17 protein-coding genes are annotated in these 18,938 nt (G+C 69.4%); 12 read left to right on the forward strand and 5 right to left on the reverse strand.

Translation table 11 applies throughout. From position 1 onward, the window contains the following. Positions 1 to 15: 15 nt before the first annotated feature. Genes AC07PF_RS07450 through AC07PF_RS07460 form a run of 3 tightly spaced genes read right to left on the reverse strand, consistent with a single transcriptional unit; the run spans position 16 to position 3,361 of the window. Complete coding sequence (locus tag AC07PF_RS07450; RefSeq protein WP_494611372.1) at positions 16 to 1,404, reverse strand: FAD-binding oxidoreductase; 1,389 nt, start codon at positions 1,402 to 1,404, stop codon at positions 16 to 18. Between the two features lie 5 nt (positions 1,405 to 1,409). Then, complete coding sequence (locus tag AC07PF_RS07455) at positions 1,410 to 2,438, reverse strand: TRAP transporter substrate-binding protein (RefSeq protein ID WP_494603268.1); 1,029 nt, start codon at positions 2,436 to 2,438, stop codon at positions 1,410 to 1,412. A gap of 23 nt (positions 2,439 to 2,461) precedes the next feature. Then, the gene (locus tag AC07PF_RS07460) at positions 2,462 to 3,361 is read right to left on the reverse strand and encodes a fumarylacetoacetate hydrolase family protein (protein ID WP_494603266.1); all 900 of its coding nucleotides are present in this window, start codon (positions 3,359 to 3,361) and stop codon (positions 2,462 to 2,464) included. Positions 3,362 to 3,472: 111 nt separating this feature from the next. Between AC07PF_RS07460 and AC07PF_RS07465 the strand changes: the two genes are divergently transcribed. From AC07PF_RS07465 to AC07PF_RS07475, 3 genes are all read left to right on the forward strand, one after another. Then, entirely contained in the window at positions 3,473 to 4,153 is a 681-nt protein-coding gene (locus AC07PF_RS07465; protein ID WP_494611373.1) for a GntR family transcriptional regulator, read from the forward strand. A gap of 83 nt (positions 4,154 to 4,236) precedes the next feature. Further along, positions 4,237 to 5,388, forward strand: coding sequence for a serine hydrolase (locus tag AC07PF_RS07470; protein ID WP_494611374.1), 1,152 nt, complete (start codon positions 4,237 to 4,239; stop codon positions 5,386 to 5,388). Beyond that, positions 5,327 to 6,394, forward strand: a complete 1,068-nt coding sequence (locus AC07PF_RS07475) for a serine hydrolase (RefSeq protein ID WP_494611375.1) — start codon at positions 5,327 to 5,329, stop codon at positions 6,392 to 6,394. The genes AC07PF_RS07470 and AC07PF_RS07475 overlap by 62 nt, the downstream gene beginning before the upstream one ends. 10 nt (positions 6,395 to 6,404) lie before the next feature. On the opposite strand, the gene recQ is transcribed toward AC07PF_RS07475, so the two are convergent. Next, entirely contained in the window at positions 6,405 to 8,267 is a 1,863-nt protein-coding gene (recQ, locus tag AC07PF_RS07480) for a DNA helicase RecQ (RefSeq protein WP_007860482.1), read from the reverse strand. A 283-nt stretch (positions 8,268 to 8,550) separates the two neighbouring features. On the opposite strand from recQ, the gene AC07PF_RS07485 reads away from it, so the two are divergent. From AC07PF_RS07485 to AC07PF_RS07525, 9 genes are all read left to right on the forward strand, one after another. Continuing rightward, a complete protein-coding gene (locus AC07PF_RS07485) occupies positions 8,551 to 9,522 on the forward strand; it encodes a Bug family tripartite tricarboxylate transporter substrate binding protein (protein ID WP_494611376.1) in 972 nt (323 codons plus the stop codon). A gap of 23 nt (positions 9,523 to 9,545) precedes the next feature. Continuing rightward, entirely contained in the window at positions 9,546 to 10,787 is a 1,242-nt protein-coding gene (locus AC07PF_RS07490) for a CaiB/BaiF CoA transferase family protein (protein WP_494611377.1), read from the forward strand. Continuing rightward, positions 10,784 to 11,209 (forward strand): cupin domain-containing protein, encoded by a 426-nt coding sequence (locus tag AC07PF_RS07495; RefSeq protein ID WP_494611378.1) that lies wholly within the window; start codon positions 10,784 to 10,786, stop codon positions 11,207 to 11,209. Before AC07PF_RS07490 ends, AC07PF_RS07495 begins: the two co-directional genes overlap by 4 nt. Continuing rightward, entirely contained in the window at positions 11,206 to 12,369 is a 1,164-nt protein-coding gene (locus AC07PF_RS07500) for an acyl-CoA dehydrogenase family protein (protein WP_494611379.1), read from the forward strand. Before AC07PF_RS07495 ends, AC07PF_RS07500 begins: the two co-directional genes overlap by 4 nt. 28 nt (positions 12,370 to 12,397) lie before the next feature. Next, positions 12,398 to 13,282, forward strand: a complete 885-nt coding sequence (locus AC07PF_RS07505; protein ID WP_494611408.1) for a LysR family transcriptional regulator — start codon at positions 12,398 to 12,400, stop codon at positions 13,280 to 13,282. 47 nt (positions 13,283 to 13,329) lie between these two features. Beyond that, positions 13,330 to 14,394: a homocysteine S-methyltransferase family protein gene (locus AC07PF_RS07510; protein WP_494611380.1), complete on the forward strand. Its 1,065-nt coding sequence runs from the start codon at positions 13,330 to 13,332 to the stop codon at positions 14,392 to 14,394. Positions 14,395 to 14,576: 182 nt separating this feature from the next. Beyond that, the gene (ttcA, locus tag AC07PF_RS07515) at positions 14,577 to 15,443 is read left to right on the forward strand and encodes a tRNA 2-thiocytidine(32) synthetase TtcA (protein WP_494611409.1); all 867 of its coding nucleotides are present in this window, start codon (positions 14,577 to 14,579) and stop codon (positions 15,441 to 15,443) included. Between the two features lie 30 nt (positions 15,444 to 15,473). Further along, positions 15,474 to 16,898 carry a prephenate-dependent tRNA uridine(34) hydroxylase TrhP gene (trhP, locus tag AC07PF_RS07520; protein WP_007860474.1) on the forward strand — a complete coding sequence of 475 codons (1,425 nt, stop codon included), beginning with the start codon at positions 15,474 to 15,476 and terminating at the stop codon, positions 16,896 to 16,898. 17 nt (positions 16,899 to 16,915) lie between these two features. Then, positions 16,916 to 18,247: an SH3 domain-containing protein gene (locus AC07PF_RS07525; RefSeq protein ID WP_238541926.1), complete on the forward strand. Its 1,332-nt coding sequence runs from the start codon at positions 16,916 to 16,918 to the stop codon at positions 18,245 to 18,247. Position 18,248: 1 nt separating this feature from the next. On the opposite strand, the gene AC07PF_RS07530 is transcribed toward AC07PF_RS07525, so the two are convergent. Further along, complete coding sequence (locus tag AC07PF_RS07530; RefSeq protein ID WP_007860472.1) at positions 18,249 to 18,848, reverse strand: DUF8692 domain-containing protein; 600 nt, start codon at positions 18,846 to 18,848, stop codon at positions 18,249 to 18,251. Positions 18,849 to 18,938 lie beyond the last annotated feature (90 nt).

Consider the following 18,938-nt stretch of genomic DNA (forward strand, 5'->3'; position numbering starts at 1 on the left):
GGTGGACAGGCCGCGTCAGAACGCGAAGACCTTGCCGGGGTTCATGAGGTTGTGCGGGTCCATGGCGTGCTTGATCTGGCGCATCAGCGCCACCGGGGCGGCGCCGAGTTCGTCAAGCAGGAAGCCCTGCTTGTGCAGGCCCACGCCATGCTCGCCGGTGCAGGTGCCGTCCATGGCGAGGGCGCGCCGCACCAGGCGTGCGTTGAGCGCTTCGGCCTGCTCCACCTCGGCGTGGTCGTTCGCATCCACCAGCATCTGCACGTGGAAGTTGCCGTCGCCCACATGGCCGACGATGGGCGCGAGCATGCCCGACCGCTGCAGGTCCTGCGCGGTCTGGCCCACGCATTCGGCCAGGCGCGAGATCGGCACGCAGACATCGGTGACCACCGAGCGGCAGCCTGGGCGCAGCTGCAGCGCCGCGAAGTAGACGTTGTGCCGGGCTTCCCACAGGCGCGTGCGTTCCTCGGGGCTGCTGGCCCACTGGAACTGGGCGCCGCCGCCGTCCATGGCCAGGGCCTGCACGGTGTCCACCTGTTCCTGCACGCCGGCTGCGCTGCCGTGGAACTCGAAGAACAGGTGGGGCTGCTCGGGCAGGCCGGTGCGGCTATGGCCGTTGAGCGCGCGGATGGCCGTGGCGTCGACGAACTCGCAGCGCGCGATCGGCACACCGAGCTGGATGGTCTGCACCACCACCTGCACGGCGGCATCGATGTCGGGGAAGGCGCAGACGGCTGCCATCACGCTCTCGGGCAGCGGGTACAGGCGCACCGTGGCCTCCACCACCACGCCCAGCGTGCCCTCGGAGCCCACGAACAGGCGCGTGAGGTCGTAGCCCGCGGCCGACTTGCGCGCGCGCTGGCCGGTCTTGACCACCTCGCCGTCGGCTGTCACCACGGTGAGGTTGAGCACGTTCTCGCGCATGGTGCCGTAGCGTACGGCATTGGTGCCGCTGGCGCGCGTGGCGCACATGCCGCCGATGGTGGCGTCGGCCCCCGGATCGATGGGAAAGAACAGGCCGGTGTCGCGCAGCTCGGCGTTGAGCGCCTTGCGCGTCACGCCCGGCTGCACCGTGGCGGTCTGGTCCTCGGGATGGATGGCGAGCACCTGGTCCATCTGCTGCAGGTTCAGCGTGAGGCCGCCGCGCGTGGCCAGGGTATGCCCTTCGAGCGACGAACCCGCACCATAGGGCACCAGCGGCACGCGGTGGTCGCGGCACAGGCGCACGATGGCCAGCACCTCGTCGCGCGTGCGCGCATGGGCCACGGCATCGGGCGGCATGGCGGCAAAGATCGACTCGTCGCGCCCGTGGTGCTCGCGCACCGCCAAGCTGGTGGACAGGCGCGGGCCGAGCAGCTGGCCCAGGGCATCGAGGAAGGCGGGCGGCAGGGCAGGGTGGGCAGCCATGTCGCTCACTGCGGCTTGGCCGCGGCGCGCGCCTTGGCGATCTCGCTGCGCACCAGGGCCATGAACTCCGGGCCGATCTTCTCCAGGTGCGGTGCGATGGCCGGCGGCACCCGGTCGCGGATGGCCTGCAGGTCGGCCTCGGAGAACTGCGTCACCTGCATGCCCTTGTCCTTCATGCCCTGCAGGGCTGCGCCGGCCTCGGCGGCCGTGGTCTTGCGCTGGTAGGTGGTGGCGCTCCTGGCGGCGGTGCTCATCATCTGCTTCTCGTCGGCCGAGAGGCTGTCCCAGTACTTCTTGGACACGGCGAAGATCAGCGGCGAGTAGACGTGGCCCGAGAGCGTCATGTACTTCTGCACTTCATAGAAGCGCTGCGTGTACATCAGAACGATGGGGTTTTCCTGGCCGTCGAAGGCCTTGGTCTCCAGCGCCACGAAGAGCTCTGACCAGGGCAGCGGCGAGGCGTTCGCGCCGATGGCCTTGAAGGCGTCGAGCGTGAGCGGGTTGGGCTGGGTGCGCAGCTTCAGGCCCTTGAGGTCATCGATCTTGTTCACCGGCCGGCGCGAGTTGGTGATGTGGCGAAAGCCGTTCTCCCACCAGCCCAGCACGTGGATGCCCACGGCGGCGAGCTTGGTGTTGAGCTGCTGGCCCACGGGGCCGTCGAACACCGCGTGGGCCTCGGCCTCGGTGTTGAACAGGAAGGGCACGTCCTGGAAGCCCAGTTCCTTGACCTGGCCGAGCAGCGCCAGCGCGCTGCCGGTGTAGAACTCCTGCACGCCGCCCTGCAGGGCGCCCAGCATCTGCGGGTCGGGCCCCAGGGCCTGGTTGGCGATCACGGTGATCTTCATCTTGCCCCCGGTGGCCTTGTCCATGTCGGCGGCGAACTGCTTGGCCGCCAGGCCGGCAGGGTGGCTGTCGGCAAGCCCATGGCCGAAGCGGGCCGTGCGGGGCTTGGTGTCCTGGGCCTGCACGCAGACGGCGGCCAGGGCGGTGAGGGTGCCGATGAGGGCGGTGCGCAGCAGTCGGTTCAATGGCATGGCAGTCTCCTGGGGGTTGGGCGTTATGCGGTGGCGGGCTCGAAGGGGCGGGGCGCCGTGGCGGTTGCGGCATGCACGGGGTTGCGCAGCAGGCCGATGCGCTCGATCTCCACCTCGCAGGTGTCGCCGGGCTTCATGTACAGGCGCGGCTCGCGCGCATGGCCGATGCCGGCCGGGGTGCCCGCCACGATCAGGTCGCCCGCTTCGAGCGTGATGGCTTCGCTGATGGTGACGATCAGCGACTCGATGTCGAACACCATGTCGTCGGTGTTGGCCGACTGCACGGTCTGGCCGTTCAACCGGGTTTCCAGCCGCAGGCCGCGCGCACCCGGCGGCAGCTCGTCGGCGGTCACCAGGCAGGGGCCGAAGGCGCCGGTGCCGTCGAAGTTCTTGCCCATGGTCCATTGCGGCGTCTTGAACTGGTATTCGCGCACGCTGGCGTCGTTGAAGACCGAGTAGCCCAGCACGTGGGAGAGCGCTTTGTCCCGCGTGATGCGGCTGCCGCCGGTGCCGATCACCGCGACCAGCTCGCCCTCGAAATCGAGCGAATCCGACAGTGGCGAGTGCAGCAGCGGTGCGCCGTGCGCGATCACGCTGGAGTTGAAGCGCGCGAACAGGGTCGGGTAGGCGGGCTGCACGAAGCCGCTCTCGGCCGTGTGGTCGCGGTAATTCAGGCCCACGCAGATGATCTTGGCTGGCCGGGCCACGGGTGCCAGCAACTGCACGGCGGCCAGGTCCACGGCGTCCTGGCGGGCCATGGCAGCGGCAGCGGCGTCCAGCGCCGCGCGGCCCTGGCGCAGCAGGTCGTCCACGTCGCCGGGGTAGCCGGCCGCACCTTGGGTGGTGCCGTGCCATGCGCCGGTGGCGGCGTTGCACACGGCCCAGCCGTTGCGGCCGGTCGATTGGAAGCGAAGCAATTTCATCAGTTCTCCTGGTGGCAGCCGCGGGACCACTGCCCCGACCGCTTGGATATATATTTGATCGAATAATCTATTATTCGTGTGTTGGTAGATTCCCGCATAAAATGGAGTGCCATGCTGACCACCCTTCCCAAGCGCACCCAGGCCGAGACGGCGTGCGACCTGATCCGTGCCGAAATCCTCGACGGGCGCCTGCCGCCGGGCGCCAAGCTGAACATCAAGGCCGTCGAAGAGCGGCTGGAGCTGAGCCTGGGCGCCGTGCGCGAGGCGTTGTCGCGCCTGGGGGCCGAGGGCATGGTGGTGGGCGAGTCGCACCGCGGCTACCGCGTGAGCCCGGTGAGCAAGGACGAGCTGCTGGACCTGACCCGTGCCCGGGTGGAAATGGAATCGCTGTGCCTGGGCCAGGCCATGGACCATGGCGATGTGGAGTGGGAGACGCGCATCGTTGCGGCGGCCCACCGCATGGAACGCCTGCAGTCCATGCCCTCCGAGGCCGAGGCGCGCTCCACCACCGCCTGGAATGACGCCCATGGCGAATTCCACGAGGCCCTGGTCAGTGCCTGCCCCAACCAGTGGCTGCTGCGCATGCGCGACATGCTCTACCGCCAGAGCGAACGCTACCGCCGCCTCTCGGTGCCGCTGAGCACCGACCACCGCGACGTGCGCAGCGAGCACCGCCACATCATGGAAGCGGCCTTGGCGCGCGACAAGGCGCGGGCCTTTGCGGCCATCGACACCCACCTGTTTGCCACCGCGCAGATCATCCTGCGCTCGCCATTGCTGCAGGAGCCATGAGAGTGCGGGCGCGGTAACCTTCGGGATCACACAGTGTTACCGGCCCCACGGGGGGTGCGGTGTACCGTTGCAGTTTTGCGGAGGTGCCCGCCATCGCCCGTCTGCAGGCTTTCATCCTTTCGTTGACCCTGTCCGCTGCGGCGCTGGCCGCGGGCCCTGCGCAGGCCCAGGGCGGCCCGTCGCCGCGCCCCGCCTGGCCCGAGTTGCTGCAGGCCGAACTGGTCCAGGTGGCGGCGCAGAACACGGCCGGCATCGGCGTCTACGTGCGCGACCTGGAGACCGGCATCGCCGTATCGCACCGTGGCATGGAGCGCTGGTACCTGGCCTCCACCGTCAAGGTGCCGGTCGCGCTGGCGGTGCTGCAGGCGGTGGAGCGCGGCGAATTCACGCTGGACACGAAACTGCGCGTGCGCGCCTCGGACTACGTGGACGGCGCGGGCCAGACCAATTCCAAGGCCGTGGGCACGGCGCTGAGCGTGCGCTACCTGCTCGAGCAGATGCTCATCTACAGCGACAACACAGCCAGCGACATGCTCATCGGGCTGGTCGGCATCCGCGCCGTGAATGCCCTGGTCGAGCAGCTCGTGCCGCGCGGCTTCGAGCGCATCACCAGCCTGGCCGACGTGCGCCGGCACGCCTACGGCCAGCTCACGCCGCAGGCCTCGCACCTGTCGGGCCACGACTTCCTGGTGATCAAGCGCCAGCGCAGCGATGCAGAGCGCATGCAGGTGCTCGCGCGCCTGCTGCACGTGCCGGCCTCGTCCTTCCTGCTGCCCAGCGTGGGCGAGGCCTTCGAGGCCTACTACGCGGGCGGCCTGAACTCGGGCCGGCTCGATGCCTATGCCGACCTGCTGGAGCTGCTGGTCCACGGCAAGATCGTCAACGCCGAACACACGCGCTACCTGCTGGCGGTGATGGAGCGGGTGCAGACGGGGGTCTACCGCGTGCAGGCCGGCCTGCCCAAGGCGGCGCGCTTTGCGCACAAAACGGGCACGCAAAGGGCGCGCACCTGCGACTCCGGATTGGTCACTGTCCCACGTCTGGGCCGGGACCGGCGCGTTATCGTGGTCGCCTGCACGCGTGGAGAGCTGTCCAGCGCGCGTTCAGACCGTGCCCTGCGCGACGTGGGGGCGGCCCTGTGCCAGTCTGGACTGCTGACCGACGGACGAACCCATGACCCAGAGTGTCCCCCCGTGGCGCGCGTGGTGCACCGCGCTGATCCTGGCGAGCGCTAGCCTGGCTGCGCAGGGCGCCGCCTGGAGCGACGCGCTGCGCCAGCAGATCGAACGCATCGACGCCGCCACGCCCGGCCGGCTCGGCGTTTATGTGAAGCGGCTGGACAACGGCGAAGTGCTGTCCTACCAGGCCGACCGGCCCTGGTACCTGGGCTCCTCGGCCAAGCTGCCGGTGGCCATCGCGGTGCTGCAGGAGATCGAGCAGGGCCGGCACAGCCTGGCCGAGCAGGTCACCTTGCAGGACACGGACAAGATCGACGGCTCGGGCAACGTGGTCTGGAACAAGGCCGGCACCCGCTACCGGGTGGATGCACTGCTCAAGCGCATGCTGATGGAGAGCGACAACACGGCCGCCAACATGCTGATGCGCAGCATCGGCGACGAGGCGCTCAACCGCCATGCCCGCGAACTGTTGGGCAGCAAGGGCTTCGAGCGCATCACCAATTTCGCGCAGGTGCGCTACGACGTGTATGCCGAGCTGCACCCCGATGCGCTCACCATGAGCAACATGGACCTGGTGCGCCTGGCGGCCGCGCCCATGGGGCCGCAGCGCGTGGATGCGCTGGCCCGCACCATCGAGGTGGACAAGGCGGACTTCCGCGTGAAGACCATGGACGATGCCTACCGGCGCTACTACGCGCGCGGCCTCAATTCCGCACCGCTCACCTCCTATGGCGGCATGCTGGAAAAGCTGGTCACCGGCAAGCTGCTCTCGCCCGCGCACCAGCAGCGCCTGTTCACCGACCTCAAGTACGCCACCTACGATGCCTACCGGCTCGAAGCCGGCCTGCCGCGCAGCGAGCGCTTCATCCACAAGACGGGAACCCAGCTGCACCGCGCCTGCCACATGGGCGTGGTCAACCCGCAGGACGGCGGCCGTGCCGCCATCGTGGTGGCCACCTGCGCCGAAGACCTGGACGAGCACGGCGAGGCTGGCAAGGCCTTCGAGCAGATCGGCCGGGCCATCACCGCGACCCTGCTGCCGGGCAAGAAGCCCGGCCGATGAGCAGCGGAGGCTACTGCGCGCAGACGCGCAGCACCTCGCTGCCGTAGGCCTCGAGCTTTTTCGCGCCCATGCCGCTGATGCCCTGCAGGTCCTCCTGCGTGGCCGGGTTGCGCTCGGCGATGGCGGCCAGCGTGGCGTCGTGGAAGATCACGTAGGCCGGCAGGTTGTGCTCCTTGGCCACCTCGGCACGCCAGGCCTTGAGGTTGATGAAGCGCACCTGCGCATCGGGCCCCAGGTTGGCGGCGGCGGCTGGCGGCGCGCTGCCCTTGCGGGTGCGCTTGGCCGGCGCGGCCGACACCGATTCGCGCAGCTGCACCGGCACCTCGCCCTTGAGCACGGCGCGCGAGCCCTCGGTCAGGCACAGGGTGTCGAAGCTGTGGCCGCTGTCGAGCATCACCTTCTGCAGGCCCAGGGCGCCGGTGGCGATCAGCTGGCGCAAAACACCGCGCAGCTGTGGCTCGGACAGGTCGGCCCCGATGCCGAAGGTGGAGATCTTGTCGTGCCCGAACTGCGCGACCTTCTCGGTCTGCTTGCCGCGCAGGATGTCCATGATGTGGCCGGCGCCGAAGCCGATGCGGCTGACCTGCTGCACCCGGTAGATGGTGGACAGCAGCTTGCGCGCCGCGTCGGTCGCATCCCAGATGGCCGGGGGTGTGAGGCAGTTGTCGCAGTTGCCGCAGGGCGTGGACTCCTCGCCGAAGTAGGCCAGCAGGCGAACGCGGCGGCAGTCGGTGGCCTCGGCCAGGGCCAGCAGCGCGTCGAGCTTGCCGCGCAGCGCCTGCTTGAACTCCTCGCCCGCCGGGCTCTCGTCGATCATGCGGCGCTGGTTCACCACGTCGTTCAGGCCGTAGGCCATCCAGGCATCGGCGTTCAGGCCGTCGCGGCCGGCCCGGCCGGTCTCCTGGTAGTAGCCCTCGATGTTCTTGGGCATGTCCACATGCGCCACGAAGCGCACGTCGGGCTTGTCGATGCCCATGCCGAAGGCGATGGTGGCCACCATCACGATGCCTTCTTCGCGCAGGAAGCGGTCCTGGTTCTTCTGGCGCACCTTGGTATCGAGGCCCGCGTGGTAGGGCAGGGCGGTCAGGCCCGCGTCGCTCAGGGTGGAGGCCAGCTCCTCCACGCGCTTGCGCGACTGGCAGTACACCACGCCGGCCTCGCCCGCATGCTCGCGCTCGATGAAGCGCAGCAATTGGGTGGTGGCGTCCTTCTTCTCGACGATGGTGTAGCGGATGTTGGGGCGGTCGAAGCTGCTGATGAACAGCCGCGCGTCCTCGAGTTGCAGGCGCTCGATGATGTCGGCGCGCGTGAGGTCGTCGGCCGTGGCCGTGAGGGCGATGCGCGGCACGCCGGCATAGCGCTCGTGCAGCACCGTGAGGGCGCGGTACTCGGGCCGGAAGTCGTGGCCCCACTGGCTCACGCAATGGGCTTCGTCGATCGCGAAGAGCGACAGGTGCCCTTCGTTGTACAGGCTGTCGAGCAGGCCCAGGAAGCGCGGCGTGTTCAGCCGCTCCGGTGCCGCGTAGAGCAGCGTGATGGCGCCGGTCTGCAGGCGGAATTCCACGTCCTGCGCCTCGTCGAAGCTCAGCGTGGAGTTCAGGAAGGCCGCGTCCACCCCCGCCTCGTGCAGGGCGCCCACCTGGTCGTGCATCAGCGCGATCAGGGGCGAGATGACGATGGTCACCCCGCGCCCCTGCTGCTGGCGCACGATGGCCGGCACCTGGTAGCACAGCGACTTGCCGCCGCCCGTGGGCATCAGCACCAGCGCATCGCTGCCGCCGATCACATGCTCGACGATGTCCTGCTGCGGGCCCCGGAACTGCTCGTAGCCAAAGACGTCGTGCAAGACGGTATGGGCGGGTGACGGACTCAATGACTCTCCTTTTGATAGCTGCCGCAGCGCATGGCAAAAGGGCGGCAGCCTGGTCGGGTTGGTGTTCAACAGCGCCGGCGCGCGCATCTGCGGCGGCGGGCAAAGGCGCCTATTGTGCGCTGTGCAGGCGCCCGGTTCCGGCCAACCCGGTGCTGCAGTCAACGATTCGCATTGCGAATGGATCGGTCCGATTATCCAATTGGACGCAAATGGCTGCCCCGGACAAGATGCGGTCCAGCCCCGGCACAAGGGGTGTCCGTACACCCATCCAGGAGACAAAGACATGCATCACATCTTCCGGGCCGTGCTCACTGCCTGCGCCGTGGCGGCGGCCAGCTTGCCGGCAGGGGCGCAACAAGCCGTGTACCCCAGCGCGCCCATCACCCTGGTGGTGCCGTTCGCGGCCGGCAGCGGCACCGATTCGGTGGCCCGCACCGTCAGCCAGAAGCTCGCCGAGCGGCTCAAGCAACCGGTATTGGTGGACAACAAGCCCGGCGCCAATGCCCAGGTGGCCGCGCAGATCGCCGCCAAGGCCAGGCCCGACGGCTACACGCTGTTCATGACCACCAACACCTCGCATTCGGCGAACCCGGCGCTGTACACGGCCCTCAAGTACGACCCGATCAAGGACTTCACCCCCGTGGCGCGCGTGGGCGAGCTGCCGTTCGCGCTGGCCGTGCACCCCTCGGTACCGGCCAAAACCCTGGGTGAACTGATCGCCTACGCCCGCGCCAACCCCGGCAAGCTCAGCTACGCCACGCCCAACAGCACCTCGCTGGTGGCGATGGAAAGCATCAAGCACATCGCCGGCATCGACCTGCTGAGCGTGCCTTACAAGTCGAGCCCGCAGGCCATGACCGACCTGGTGGGCGGCCAGGTGCAGGTCTACGTGGCCGACCTGGGCTCGGGCATGAGCATGCTCAAGAGCGACAAGGTGCGCACCCTGGGCATCACCACGGCCCAGCCCTCGCCCCTGCTGCCGGGCGTGCCGCCCATCGGCCAGACGGCCAAGGGCTTCGACCTGACCTCCTGGAACGGCATCTTCGGCCCGGCTGGCATGCCGCCGGCGGTAGTGAACCGGCTGAACACCGAGCTGCAGGCCGTGCTGGCCGACAAGGACACGCAGGACAGGCTGGCGCTGATCGGCTTCCAGGTCTGGCCGAGCAAGACCCCCGAGGAGTTCGCCAGCTACGTGGCCGAGCAGCTCAACCACTGGCGCACCCTGATCCGCCAGGCGGGCATCAAGCCCGAATGACCCTACCGAGAGGAACTCCTTCCATGCAGGACACCAGGCCCCGAGAGGCGGCAGGCCCGCTCGCCGGCGTGCGCGTGCTCGACCTCACCAGCGTCATCATGGGCCCGTTCGCCACGCAGATCCTGGCGCAACTGGGTGCCGAGGTCATCAAGGTGGAGACACCCGAGGGCGACAACATGCGCCACGTGGGCCCCATGGCCAACCCGGGCATGGGCCACATCTTCCTGCACGCCAATGGCGGCAAGCGCAGCATCGTGCTCGACCTCAAGCACCCCGCAGGGCGCGAGGCCGCGCTGCGCCTGGCCGAGGGTTGCGACGTGCTGATCAGCAACGTGCGGCCCCAGGCGCTGGCGCGGCTGGGGCTGGACGCCGCCGCGGTGGCCGCGCGCAACCCGCGGCTGATCCACGTGAGTTGCTGCGGCTTTGACCAGGAGGGCCCCGACGCCGCGCGCCCCGCCTACGACGACCTGATCCAGGGCGCCACGGGCATCCCCTGGCTCATGCAGCAATACGGCGCGCCCGAGCCTGCCTATGCGCCCACCACCCTGTCGGACCGCGTGACCGGGCTGCACGCGGTGTACGCCGTGACGGCCGCGCTCTATGCGCGCGAGAAGACCGGCCAGGGCCAGGCCATCGTGGTGCCGATGTTCGAGGCCATGGCCCAGTTCGTCCTGGGCGACCACATGGCGGGGCTGAGCTTCGAGCCGCCGCGTGGCGATGCGGGCTATGCGCGGCTGCTCACCGCGCACCGCAAGCCCTATGCCACGGCCGACGGCATGCTCTGCGTGCTGATCTACAACGACAAGCACTGGCGCAGCTTCTTCGCCGCCATCGGCGAGACCGAGGGCCTGGGCCGCGACCCGCGCTTTGCCACGCACGGGGCGCGCGCCGCCCACATCGACGCCGTGTACGCCGAGGTGGCGCGCATCCTGCGCGGCCGCAGCACCGCCGAATGGCGCGCCCTGCTTGACGCGGCCGACGTGCCCCACATGCCCATGAACTCCCCGGCCGACCTGCTGGCCAATGCGCAACTGCGCGCCACCGGCTTCCTGCAGGACAGCCTGCACCCCAGCGAAGGCCCGCTGCACACCATGGCCCACCCCACGCGCTGGTCCGGCACGCCGCCGGCACGGCAACTGGCACCCGCCCCGCGCCTGGGCGAACACACGTGTGCCTTGCTGGCCGAGGCCGGCTATGCCCCCACCGACATCGATGCCCTGCTGGCCCAGGGCGCCTGCCACCTGCCCGCCGGAGACACTGCATGACCCCTGCCACCCCACCCCGCTACCTGGTGCGCAGCGCCGGGGTGCCCGCTTACCAGCCGGCCAACCACCAGCACACGCACAACCAGCGTCTGATCGGCCCCGAGACCGTGGGCGCCCGCCAGATGGAGGTGCTGCTGGGCACCCTGCACGCGGGCGGCGGCGCGCTGCCCCACGCCCACCCGGGCGTCGAGCAGGCCTGCTACCTGCTGGAGGGCACGGCCCGTGCCGAAGTGGCGGGCGAGGTGTTTGACATGCTGCCGGGCGACATGTGCTTCTTTCCGGCCGATGTGGCGCATGTCTTCACCGTGACCAGCGAGGTACCGGTGAAGTTGCTCGTCATCTACAGCCCCCCTTACCTCGAATCGCCCGAGCGGGTGGTCCGCTTCCCCGCTGCTTCTTCAGCCACCGCTGCGCCCGCATGAACTTTGCCCTCTCCCCCGAACACGAGCAGATCCGCGATGCCGTCGAGCGCGTCTGCGCACCTTTCGACGCCGACTACTGGCTGCACAAGGACCGCGACGGCGGCTTTCCCGAAGATTTCCACCGCGCCCTGGCCGATGCCGGCTGGCTCGGCATCGCCATACCCGAGGAATACGGCGGCGCAGGCCTGGGCATCAGCGAGGCGGCGCTGATGATGCACACCATCTCTGCCACCGGTGCGGGCCTGTCGGGCGCCTCGGCGGTGCACATGAACATCTTCGGCCTGCACCCGGTGGTGGTCTTCGGCACCGAGGCGCAGAAGGCGCGCTGGCTGCCGCCGCTGATCGCCGGCCGCGACCGGGCCTGCTTCGGCGTGACCGAGCCCAACACCGGGTTGAACACCCTGAAGCTCACGACGCGGGCCGTGCGCCAGGGTGACCACTACGTGGTGCACGGCCAGAAGGTCTGGATCAGCACCGCCCAGGTGGCCAACAAGATTCTGCTGCTGGCGCGCACCACGCCGGTGGAGGAATGTACGGGCACCGAGGGCCTGAGCCTGTTCTACACCGACCTGGACCGCAGCACGGTCGAGGTGCGCGAGATCGACAAGCTCGGGCGCAAGTGCGTGGACTCCAACCAGATCTTCATCGACGGCCTGCGCATCCCGGTGGAAGACCGGGTGGGCGAGGAGGGCCAGGGCTTTCGCTACATCCTGCACGGCCTGAACCCCGAGCGCATCCTGATCGCCAGCGAGGCCGTGGGCCTGGGCCGCGCGGCGCTGGCCCGTGCCGCCGGCTATGCCAACGAGCGCGAGGTGTTCGGCCGCCCCATCGGCCAGAACCAGGGCGTGCAGCACCCGCTGGCGCTGTCGTGGATGGAGCTCGAGGCTGCGCACCTCATGGTGCAGAAAGCCGCCTGGCTCTACGACCAGCACCTGCCCTGCGCGGCCGAGGCCAACAGCGCCAAGTACCTGGCGGCCGAGGCCTGCTACCACGCCTGCGAGCGCGCCATCTTCACCCATGGCGGCATGGGCTACGCCAAGGAATACCACGTGGAGCGCTACCTGCGCGAATCCTGGATACCGCGCCTGGCGCCCGTGAGTCCGCAGCTCATCCTGTGCTTCATTGCCGAGAAGGTGCTCGGGCTGCCCAAGTCGTATTGAGGCGCGCATGCGCTGGCATGATGGGCGCATGAAGCTGTACCTGCTGCGCTACTTTGCCGTGCTGGCCGAAGAGCTGCACTTCGGCCGTGCGGCCGAGCGCCTGGCCATCACCCAGCCGCCGCTCAGTTCGGGCATCAAGGCGCTGGAGGACGAGCTGGGCGTGAAGCTGTTCGAGCGCAGCAGCAAGCACGTGGCGCTCACCCCTGCAGGCCATGCCTACCTGGCCGAGGTGCGCGTGGTGCTCGACCGTGTGGCGCGCGCGGGCGAGACGGCGCGCGCCGTGGCGGCGGGGCTGCGCGGGCGCCTGGACATCGGCTTCACCGGTTCCATGGTCTACCGCGACATGCCGGCCATCGTGCGTGCCTTCGGCGCGCAGGCGCCAGGCATCGAGGTGCAGCTGCGCGAGATGTCCACCGGCGAGCAGCTCGAGGCGCTGCTGCACCGCCAGCTGCACGCCGGCTTCATCAACAGCAGCGTGGTGCCCGAGCCGCTGGCCAGCCTGCCGCTGGCCGAGGACCACTTCGTCTGCTGCCTGCCCGAGGACCACGCGATGGCGCAGCACCCCACGCTGGACCTGCAGGCGCTGGCCGCCGAGACCTTCGTGATGTTCTCGCGCGACGTGGCGCCCGCCAACCACGACAACGTGATCGCCCTGTTCCACCGCGCCGGCATCCACCCCAACACGCGCCATGCGGCGCGCCAGTGGCTCACGGTGGTGGCGCTGGTGGCCCTGGGCATGGGCGTGGCCCTGGTGCCGGCCGCCATGGCGCGGGCCGGGGCCCAGGGCGTGCGCTTCGTGCCCATTGCCGGCCTGCACCACCCCACGGTGGGAGTGCTGGCCTGGCACCGCGACGCGGTGAGCCCGGCGCTGCGCAGCTTCCTGGACGTGGCGGCCGTTGGCCAACAGGGGTAACCGGCCCGGGCCAGCAGGGGAAAAGCCGCGCTTTCTACAATAGCGGGATGCAAGCCCTCCAATACACCCGCGCCCGGGAACTGCCCGACATCCTCGCCCAACGCATCGCCATCCTCGACGGCGCCATGGGCACCATGATCCAGCGCTTCAAGCTGGGCGAGGCGCAGTACCGGGGCGAGGGCTACACCGGCCCCGGCAACGCGGGCGACCGGTTCAAGGACTTTGCCTACGACGTCAAGGGCAACAACGAGCTCTTGAGCCTGACCCGGCCCGACGTGATCAGCGACATCCACGAGCGCTACCTGGCCGCGGGCGCCGACCTGATCGAGACCAACACCTTCGGTGCGACCACCATCGCGCAGGAGGACTACCACATGGCCGAGCTGGCGCGCGAGATGAACCTGAAGTCCGCCCAACTGGCCCGCGCCGCCTGCGACAAGTACAGCACACCCGACAAGCCGCGCTTCGTGGCCGGCGCCCTGGGCCCCACGCCCAAGACGGCCAGCATCAGCCCCGACGTGAACGACCCCGGTGCGCGCAACATCGACTTCGAGCAGCTGCGTGCCGCCTACTACGAGCAGACCGAGGCGCTGGTCGAAGGCGGCTCCGACGTGCTGCTGGTCGAGACCATCTTCGACACCCTGAACGCCAAGGCCGCGCTGTTCGCCATCGACGAGTATTTCGAGAACAGCGGCCAGCGCCTGCCGCTGATCATCAGCGGCACGGTGACCGACGCCTCGGGCCGCATCCTCTCGGGCCAGACCGTGACGGCCTTCTGGAACAGCGTGCGCCATGCGCGCCCCCTGGCCATCGGCCTGAACTGCGCCCTGGGCGCCACGCTGATGCGCCCCTACATCCAGGAGCTCAACCGCGTCGCCGGCGACACCTTCATCAGCTGCTACCCCAACGCCGGCCTGCCCAACCCCATGAGCGACACCGGCTTTGACGAGACCCCCGAGGTGACCAGCCGGCTGGTGCACGAGTTCGCGGCCGAAGGGCTGGTGAACATCGTGGGCGGCTGCTGCGGCACCACGCCCGACCACATCGGCGCAATCGCGCGCGCGGTGGAAACCGTGCCTGCGCGCAAGATGTTCTACCCGGCCGAGGCCTGAATCCCGGGGCCGGTGGGCCCATCTGTACGAAAATCGATCCTGGCGATGGCTTTGCCATCGCCAGGTGCTATGCATACCATCGCAATTTTGGACCGCAGCATCTGCTGCGGCCGTGAATCCTCCTGCCCGCCATGCTGACCGACGCCCCCACCTCGCCCCCCGTTGCCGCACCACCCGCCCCCATGGCGGGCAGTACGGACCGCGAGGCCCTTAAGCTCGAAAAGCGCCTGGTGCGCCAGGTCAGCCAGGCGATTGCCGACTTCGGGCTGATCGCCGATGGCGACAAGGTCATGGTCTGTGTCTCGGGCGGCAAGGACAGCTACGGCATGCTCGACGTGCTGCGCATGCTGCAGCAGCGCAATGGCAACCGCTTCGAGCTGATCGCCGTCAACCTCGACCAGAAGCAGCCGGGTTTTCCGGCCCAGGTGCTGCCCGACTACCTGGCGGGGCTGGGCGTGCCCTTCCACATCGAGACGCGCGACACCTACAGCGTGGTCAAGCAGCATGTGCCCGAGGGAAAAACGATGTGCAGCCTGTGCAGCCGCCTGCGCCGGGGCATCCTGTACCGCGTGGCCGACGAACTGGGCTGCACCAAGATCGCGCTGGGCCACCACCGCGACGACATGCTGCAGACCTTCTTCCTGAACATGTTCTTCGGCGGCAAGCTCAAGGGCATGCCGCCCAAGGTGCAGAGCGACCGTGGCGACCACCTCGTCATCCGCCCGCTGGCCTATGTGGCCGAGGACGACCTCACGCGCTGGGCGGCGCTGCGCAACTTTCCCATCATCCCCTGCACCCTGTGCGGCAGCCAGGAGAACCTGCAGCGCAAGCAGATCGGGCAGATGCTGCGCGACTGGCAGCAGCTGTACCCGGGCCGCATCGAGAACATGGCCGTGGCGCTGCGCAACCTGGTGCCTTCGCACTTCATGGACCCGCGCCAGTTCGACTTCCAGGGCCTGGTGGCCAATGGCGTGGCCGATGCCGATGGCGACAAGGCCTTCGATGGCGAGGAATTCCCGCAGGCCATTGCCATGCCGGTGCCGCCCTGAACAACCCACAACCCGACTGGATGGCCCCCGATGACCGCCCTCAAAGCCCCTGAACTGCTGTTGCCCGCCGGCTCGCTCGACAAGATGCGCGCGGCCTATGACTTCGGCGCCGACGCCGTGTACGCCGGCCAGCCGCGCTACTCGCTGCGCGCGCGCAACAACGAGTTCCGCCTGGAGCAGATCCGCCAGGGCATCGAGGAGGCGCATGCGCGCGGCAAGAAGTTCTTCGTGACCAGCAACCTGATCGCGCACAACGACAAGATCCGCACCTACCTGCGCGACATCGAGCCCGTGATCGATTTGAAGCCCGACGCCCTGATCATGGCCGACGCCGGCCTGATCATGATGGTCAAGGAAAAGTGGCCCGAGGTGCCCGTGCACCTCTCGGTGCAGGCCAACACCACCAACTGGGCGGCCGTGAAGTTCTGGCAGAAGATGGGCGTTGCGCGCATCATCCTCTCGCGCGAGCTGAGCCTGGACGAGATCGCGCAGATCCGCCAGGAGTGCCCGGACATGGAACTCGAGGTGTTCGTGCACGGCGCGCTGTGCATCGCCTACTCGGGCCGCTGCCTGCTCAGCGGCTACTTCAACCGCCGCGACCCGAACCAGGGCACCTGCACCAATGCCTGCCGCTGGGGCTATGCCACGCATGGCGCCGAGGTCGACCCGACCACCGGCGAGGCCGTGGCGCAGAAGATGGAGGCCGGTTTCGACTTCGCCGCCGCGCAGCAGGAGGCCGAGCAGTCGTTTTCCACCTGCGGCGACGGCGTGCGCCACCCGGCGGCCGACCAGGTCTACCTGCTCGAGGACATCGGCCGGCCCGGCCAGCTCATGCCCATCATGGAGGACGAGCACGGCACCTACATCCTCAACAGCAAGGACCTGCGTGCCGTGGAGCATGTGGCGCGGCTGGCGCAGATCGGCGTCGACTCGCTCAAGATCGAGGGCCGCACCAAGAGCCTGTACTACGTGGCCCGCACCGCCCAGGTCTACCGCCGCGCCATCGACGACGCCGTGGCCGGCCGGCCGTTCAACCCCGAGCTGCTGCTGGAGCTCGAAGGCCTCTCCAACCGCGGCTATACCGGCGGCCTGCTCGAGCGCCGCCCCAGCCAGGACTACCAGAACTACATCAGCGGCCACTCGGCCACCCAGCGCAGCCAGTTCGCGGGCGAGGTGCTGGGCGCCGACGGCCAGGAGGCCGTGGGCCTGGCGGGCGACTGGGTGCAGGTGGAAACCAAGAACCACTTCGCCGTGGGCGACCTGCTGGAGGTGGTGCACCCCAGCGGCAACATCCAGCTGCGGCTCGAGCGCATGCACGACGTGCACGGCCAGCCCGTGGCCGTGGCCCAGGGCAACCCGGTGCGCGTGTGGATCCCGCTGCCCGCGCGCTATGCGGGGGCACTGCTGGCGCGTGTGGTGGAACAGCCAGCGGCCGCGCCGGAGCTGGTGGCGTGATGCCGCGGCGGGCAGGATTGATCTCCCTGGCCGCCGCACTTGCGGGAGCGGCTCTGTGGGCGCCGGGCGCGGGCGCGCAGCTGGGGCCCGAGCCTCCGGTGCGCCATGTGCAGGGCTCCTGGGTCAACCTGCGCGAGCGGCCCCGGCCCGATGCCCGCGTCGAGGCCCAGTTGCCGGCCAACACCGTGGTGCGCCTGCTGGCCGAGCAGGACGGCTGGTGCGAGGTGTTCTACACCGGGGACAGCCGGCTCAACCCCGATGGCAAGGGCGAGGTGATCCGCTTCATCCCCTTCCAGTCGCACATGGCCTGCAACCTGCTGGCGGCGCAACCGTTGACGCTGCCGCAGGCCGCGAAGGACCCGGCCCGGGCCTTCTGGGTGGCGCCGTCGTCCAACCGCCTGCGTGCCTATGGCAATGCCTTGCCCCGGCCCGCGGCCCTGCAACTGCCGGCCTTGCGCAAGAGCCACGCCGAAGGGGCCGAGGTGCGCTACCCCGCCCGACCCGAGTTCGATGCTGCCAAGCGCCTGCTGCGCGCCGGCGTGCTGCCCGACACGGCCCACGAGATCGCGCGCGGCAAGCCGGTGCCGGACCCTGTCGCCGATCTCAAGCTGCCAGGCCTGCGCCTGGCCCTGCAGCCCATTGCGTCCTCGCGCTTCAAGCGCCATGGCGAGGTGGCGCTGCTGCACGACACCGAGGCCGACGGCCTGGCCGCCGTGGCCGGCAGCCGCATTGCCGTGGTGCCCACGGCGGCGCCCATGGGCCGCTACAACCGCCACAGCGGGCCGGAGATCGAGTTCGTCACCGGCTTCTGGGATGTGGGGGCGGCCGACCTGGTCTTCGATCCGCCGCTCACCATCTATGCCATCACGCAGCAGGGCCTGGTGGGCGCGCAGGCCCTGCGCAAGCGCAGCTGGCAGATCGACAATGCGGACTTCTACTGCGGCGGCAACTACACCGGTCCGGCGTTCGAGGATCCAGGGGCCGAGGGGGACGAGGTCGTCCCCGTCAAGCGCTATGCACGCCTGCCGGAAACGGCGCAGGTGCTCACCCGCCTGGTCACCACGACCGAGCTGCCCGCCAGCGCCGCGGCGGTGAAGTCCCAGCGCCAGCCCCTGGGCTGGACCATCCCTGCCGAGCCTCCCGAAGTTCCCAAGCCGGTGCGCATCCAGACGGCCGTGGTGGCCTACGAGATCGACCTCGACCGCGACGGCATTGCCGACATCTTGCGCTTCGAGGTGCCCTTCAAGGGCGAGATGTCGGGCCACCCCCTCTTTGCGCACCACTGGTACCTCAACGTCGGCGGCCAGTGGTTCCGCGCTGGCCGCTGGATCGACCAGGAGTGCACCTGAACTAAGGTGGTGGAGCCGGCTGGCGCAGCAATGCCGCCAGCACCAGGGCCTCGGCCAGCACCTCGAAGACCTCCTCGAAGGTTTCCAATGCTGGCGGCACGCCGGGCCACTGGTCGACGGCAATCGCCCACAGGCCGACCAGCAGGCCGGCCCACACCAGTGCCTGCGTGCTGCGGTGGCTGAGCGCGCGGTGCAGCCAGGCCAGCGTGGCCACGCCGACCCCGCCCACAGCCAGCAGGGGCGCCTCGCGCACCCAGGTCGACTGGCAGGCCGCGGTCCATTCGATGCAGCGGAACTTCCACAGCTCGTGCAGCATGAACTGCTCGTCCAGCGCCAGCGCGCCGAAGGCCAGCACCAGCCAGATGCCCAGCAGCCGGGGCAGGGCGCGCTCGGCGGTCAGCCGCAGCGCGGTGACGGACAGGGTGAGCAGCAGCGCGCTCGACAGCCAGGCGGCCGGCGAGGCGTCGGAGCGGAAGGCGCGCTCCCAGCTGGGCGCGAACAGCGCGGCGCTGAGCAGCAGGAAACCGGCCACGGCGGCGAGCAGGGCAGGGGCCACCCAGGGATGGGGCGGCAGCGAAGGCGGCGAGGGTGGAGTGGGCATGGTGGCGTGGGCAGGCCGGATTCTGACGCAGGCCGGGTGGGCCGGTGATCGGGTGCCGCTGTTCAGCGGGGTCGAATCGCTCCAGAATCG

The sequence above is a fragment of the Acidovorax sp. GW821-FHT10A04 genome (assembly GCF_059415825.1).

Bases quoted from the DNA above. Each gene is read 5' to 3' on its own strand.
- AC07PF_RS07490 (WP_494611377.1), top strand. From the start codon at position 9,546: ATGCAGGACACCAGGCCCCGAGAGGCGGCAGGCCCGCTCGCCGGCGTG.
- AC07PF_RS07465 (WP_494611373.1), top strand. From the start codon at position 3,473: ATGCTGACCACCCTTCCCAAGCGCACCCAGGCCGAGACGGCGTGCGAC.
- AC07PF_RS07505 (WP_494611408.1), top strand. From the start codon at position 12,398: ATGAAGCTGTACCTGCTGCGCTACTTTGCCGTGCTGGCCGAAGAGCTG.
- AC07PF_RS07530 (WP_007860472.1), bottom strand. From the start codon at position 18,848: ATGCCCACTCCACCCTCGCCGCCTTCGCTGCCGCCCCATCCCTGGGTG.
- AC07PF_RS07485 (WP_494611376.1), top strand. From the start codon at position 8,551: ATGCATCACATCTTCCGGGCCGTGCTCACTGCCTGCGCCGTGGCGGCG.
- ttcA (WP_494611409.1), top strand. From the start codon at position 14,577: ATGGCGGGCAGTACGGACCGCGAGGCCCTTAAGCTCGAAAAGCGCCTG.
- AC07PF_RS07455 (WP_494603268.1), bottom strand. From the start codon at position 2,438: ATGCCATTGAACCGACTGCTGCGCACCGCCCTCATCGGCACCCTCACC.
- AC07PF_RS07450 (WP_494611372.1), bottom strand. From the start codon at position 1,404: ATGGCTGCCCACCCTGCCCTGCCGCCCGCCTTCCTCGATGCCCTGGGC.
- AC07PF_RS07460 (WP_494603266.1), bottom strand. From the start codon at position 3,361: ATGAAATTGCTTCGCTTCCAATCGACCGGCCGCAACGGCTGGGCCGTG.
- AC07PF_RS07475 (WP_494611375.1), top strand. From the start codon at position 5,327: ATGACCCAGAGTGTCCCCCCGTGGCGCGCGTGGTGCACCGCGCTGATC.
- AC07PF_RS07510 (WP_494611380.1), top strand. From the start codon at position 13,330: ATGCAAGCCCTCCAATACACCCGCGCCCGGGAACTGCCCGACATCCTC.
- trhP (WP_007860474.1), top strand. From the start codon at position 15,474: ATGACCGCCCTCAAAGCCCCTGAACTGCTGTTGCCCGCCGGCTCGCTC.
- AC07PF_RS07495 (WP_494611378.1), top strand. From the start codon at position 10,784: ATGACCCCTGCCACCCCACCCCGCTACCTGGTGCGCAGCGCCGGGGTG.
- AC07PF_RS07500 (WP_494611379.1), top strand. From the start codon at position 11,206: ATGAACTTTGCCCTCTCCCCCGAACACGAGCAGATCCGCGATGCCGTC.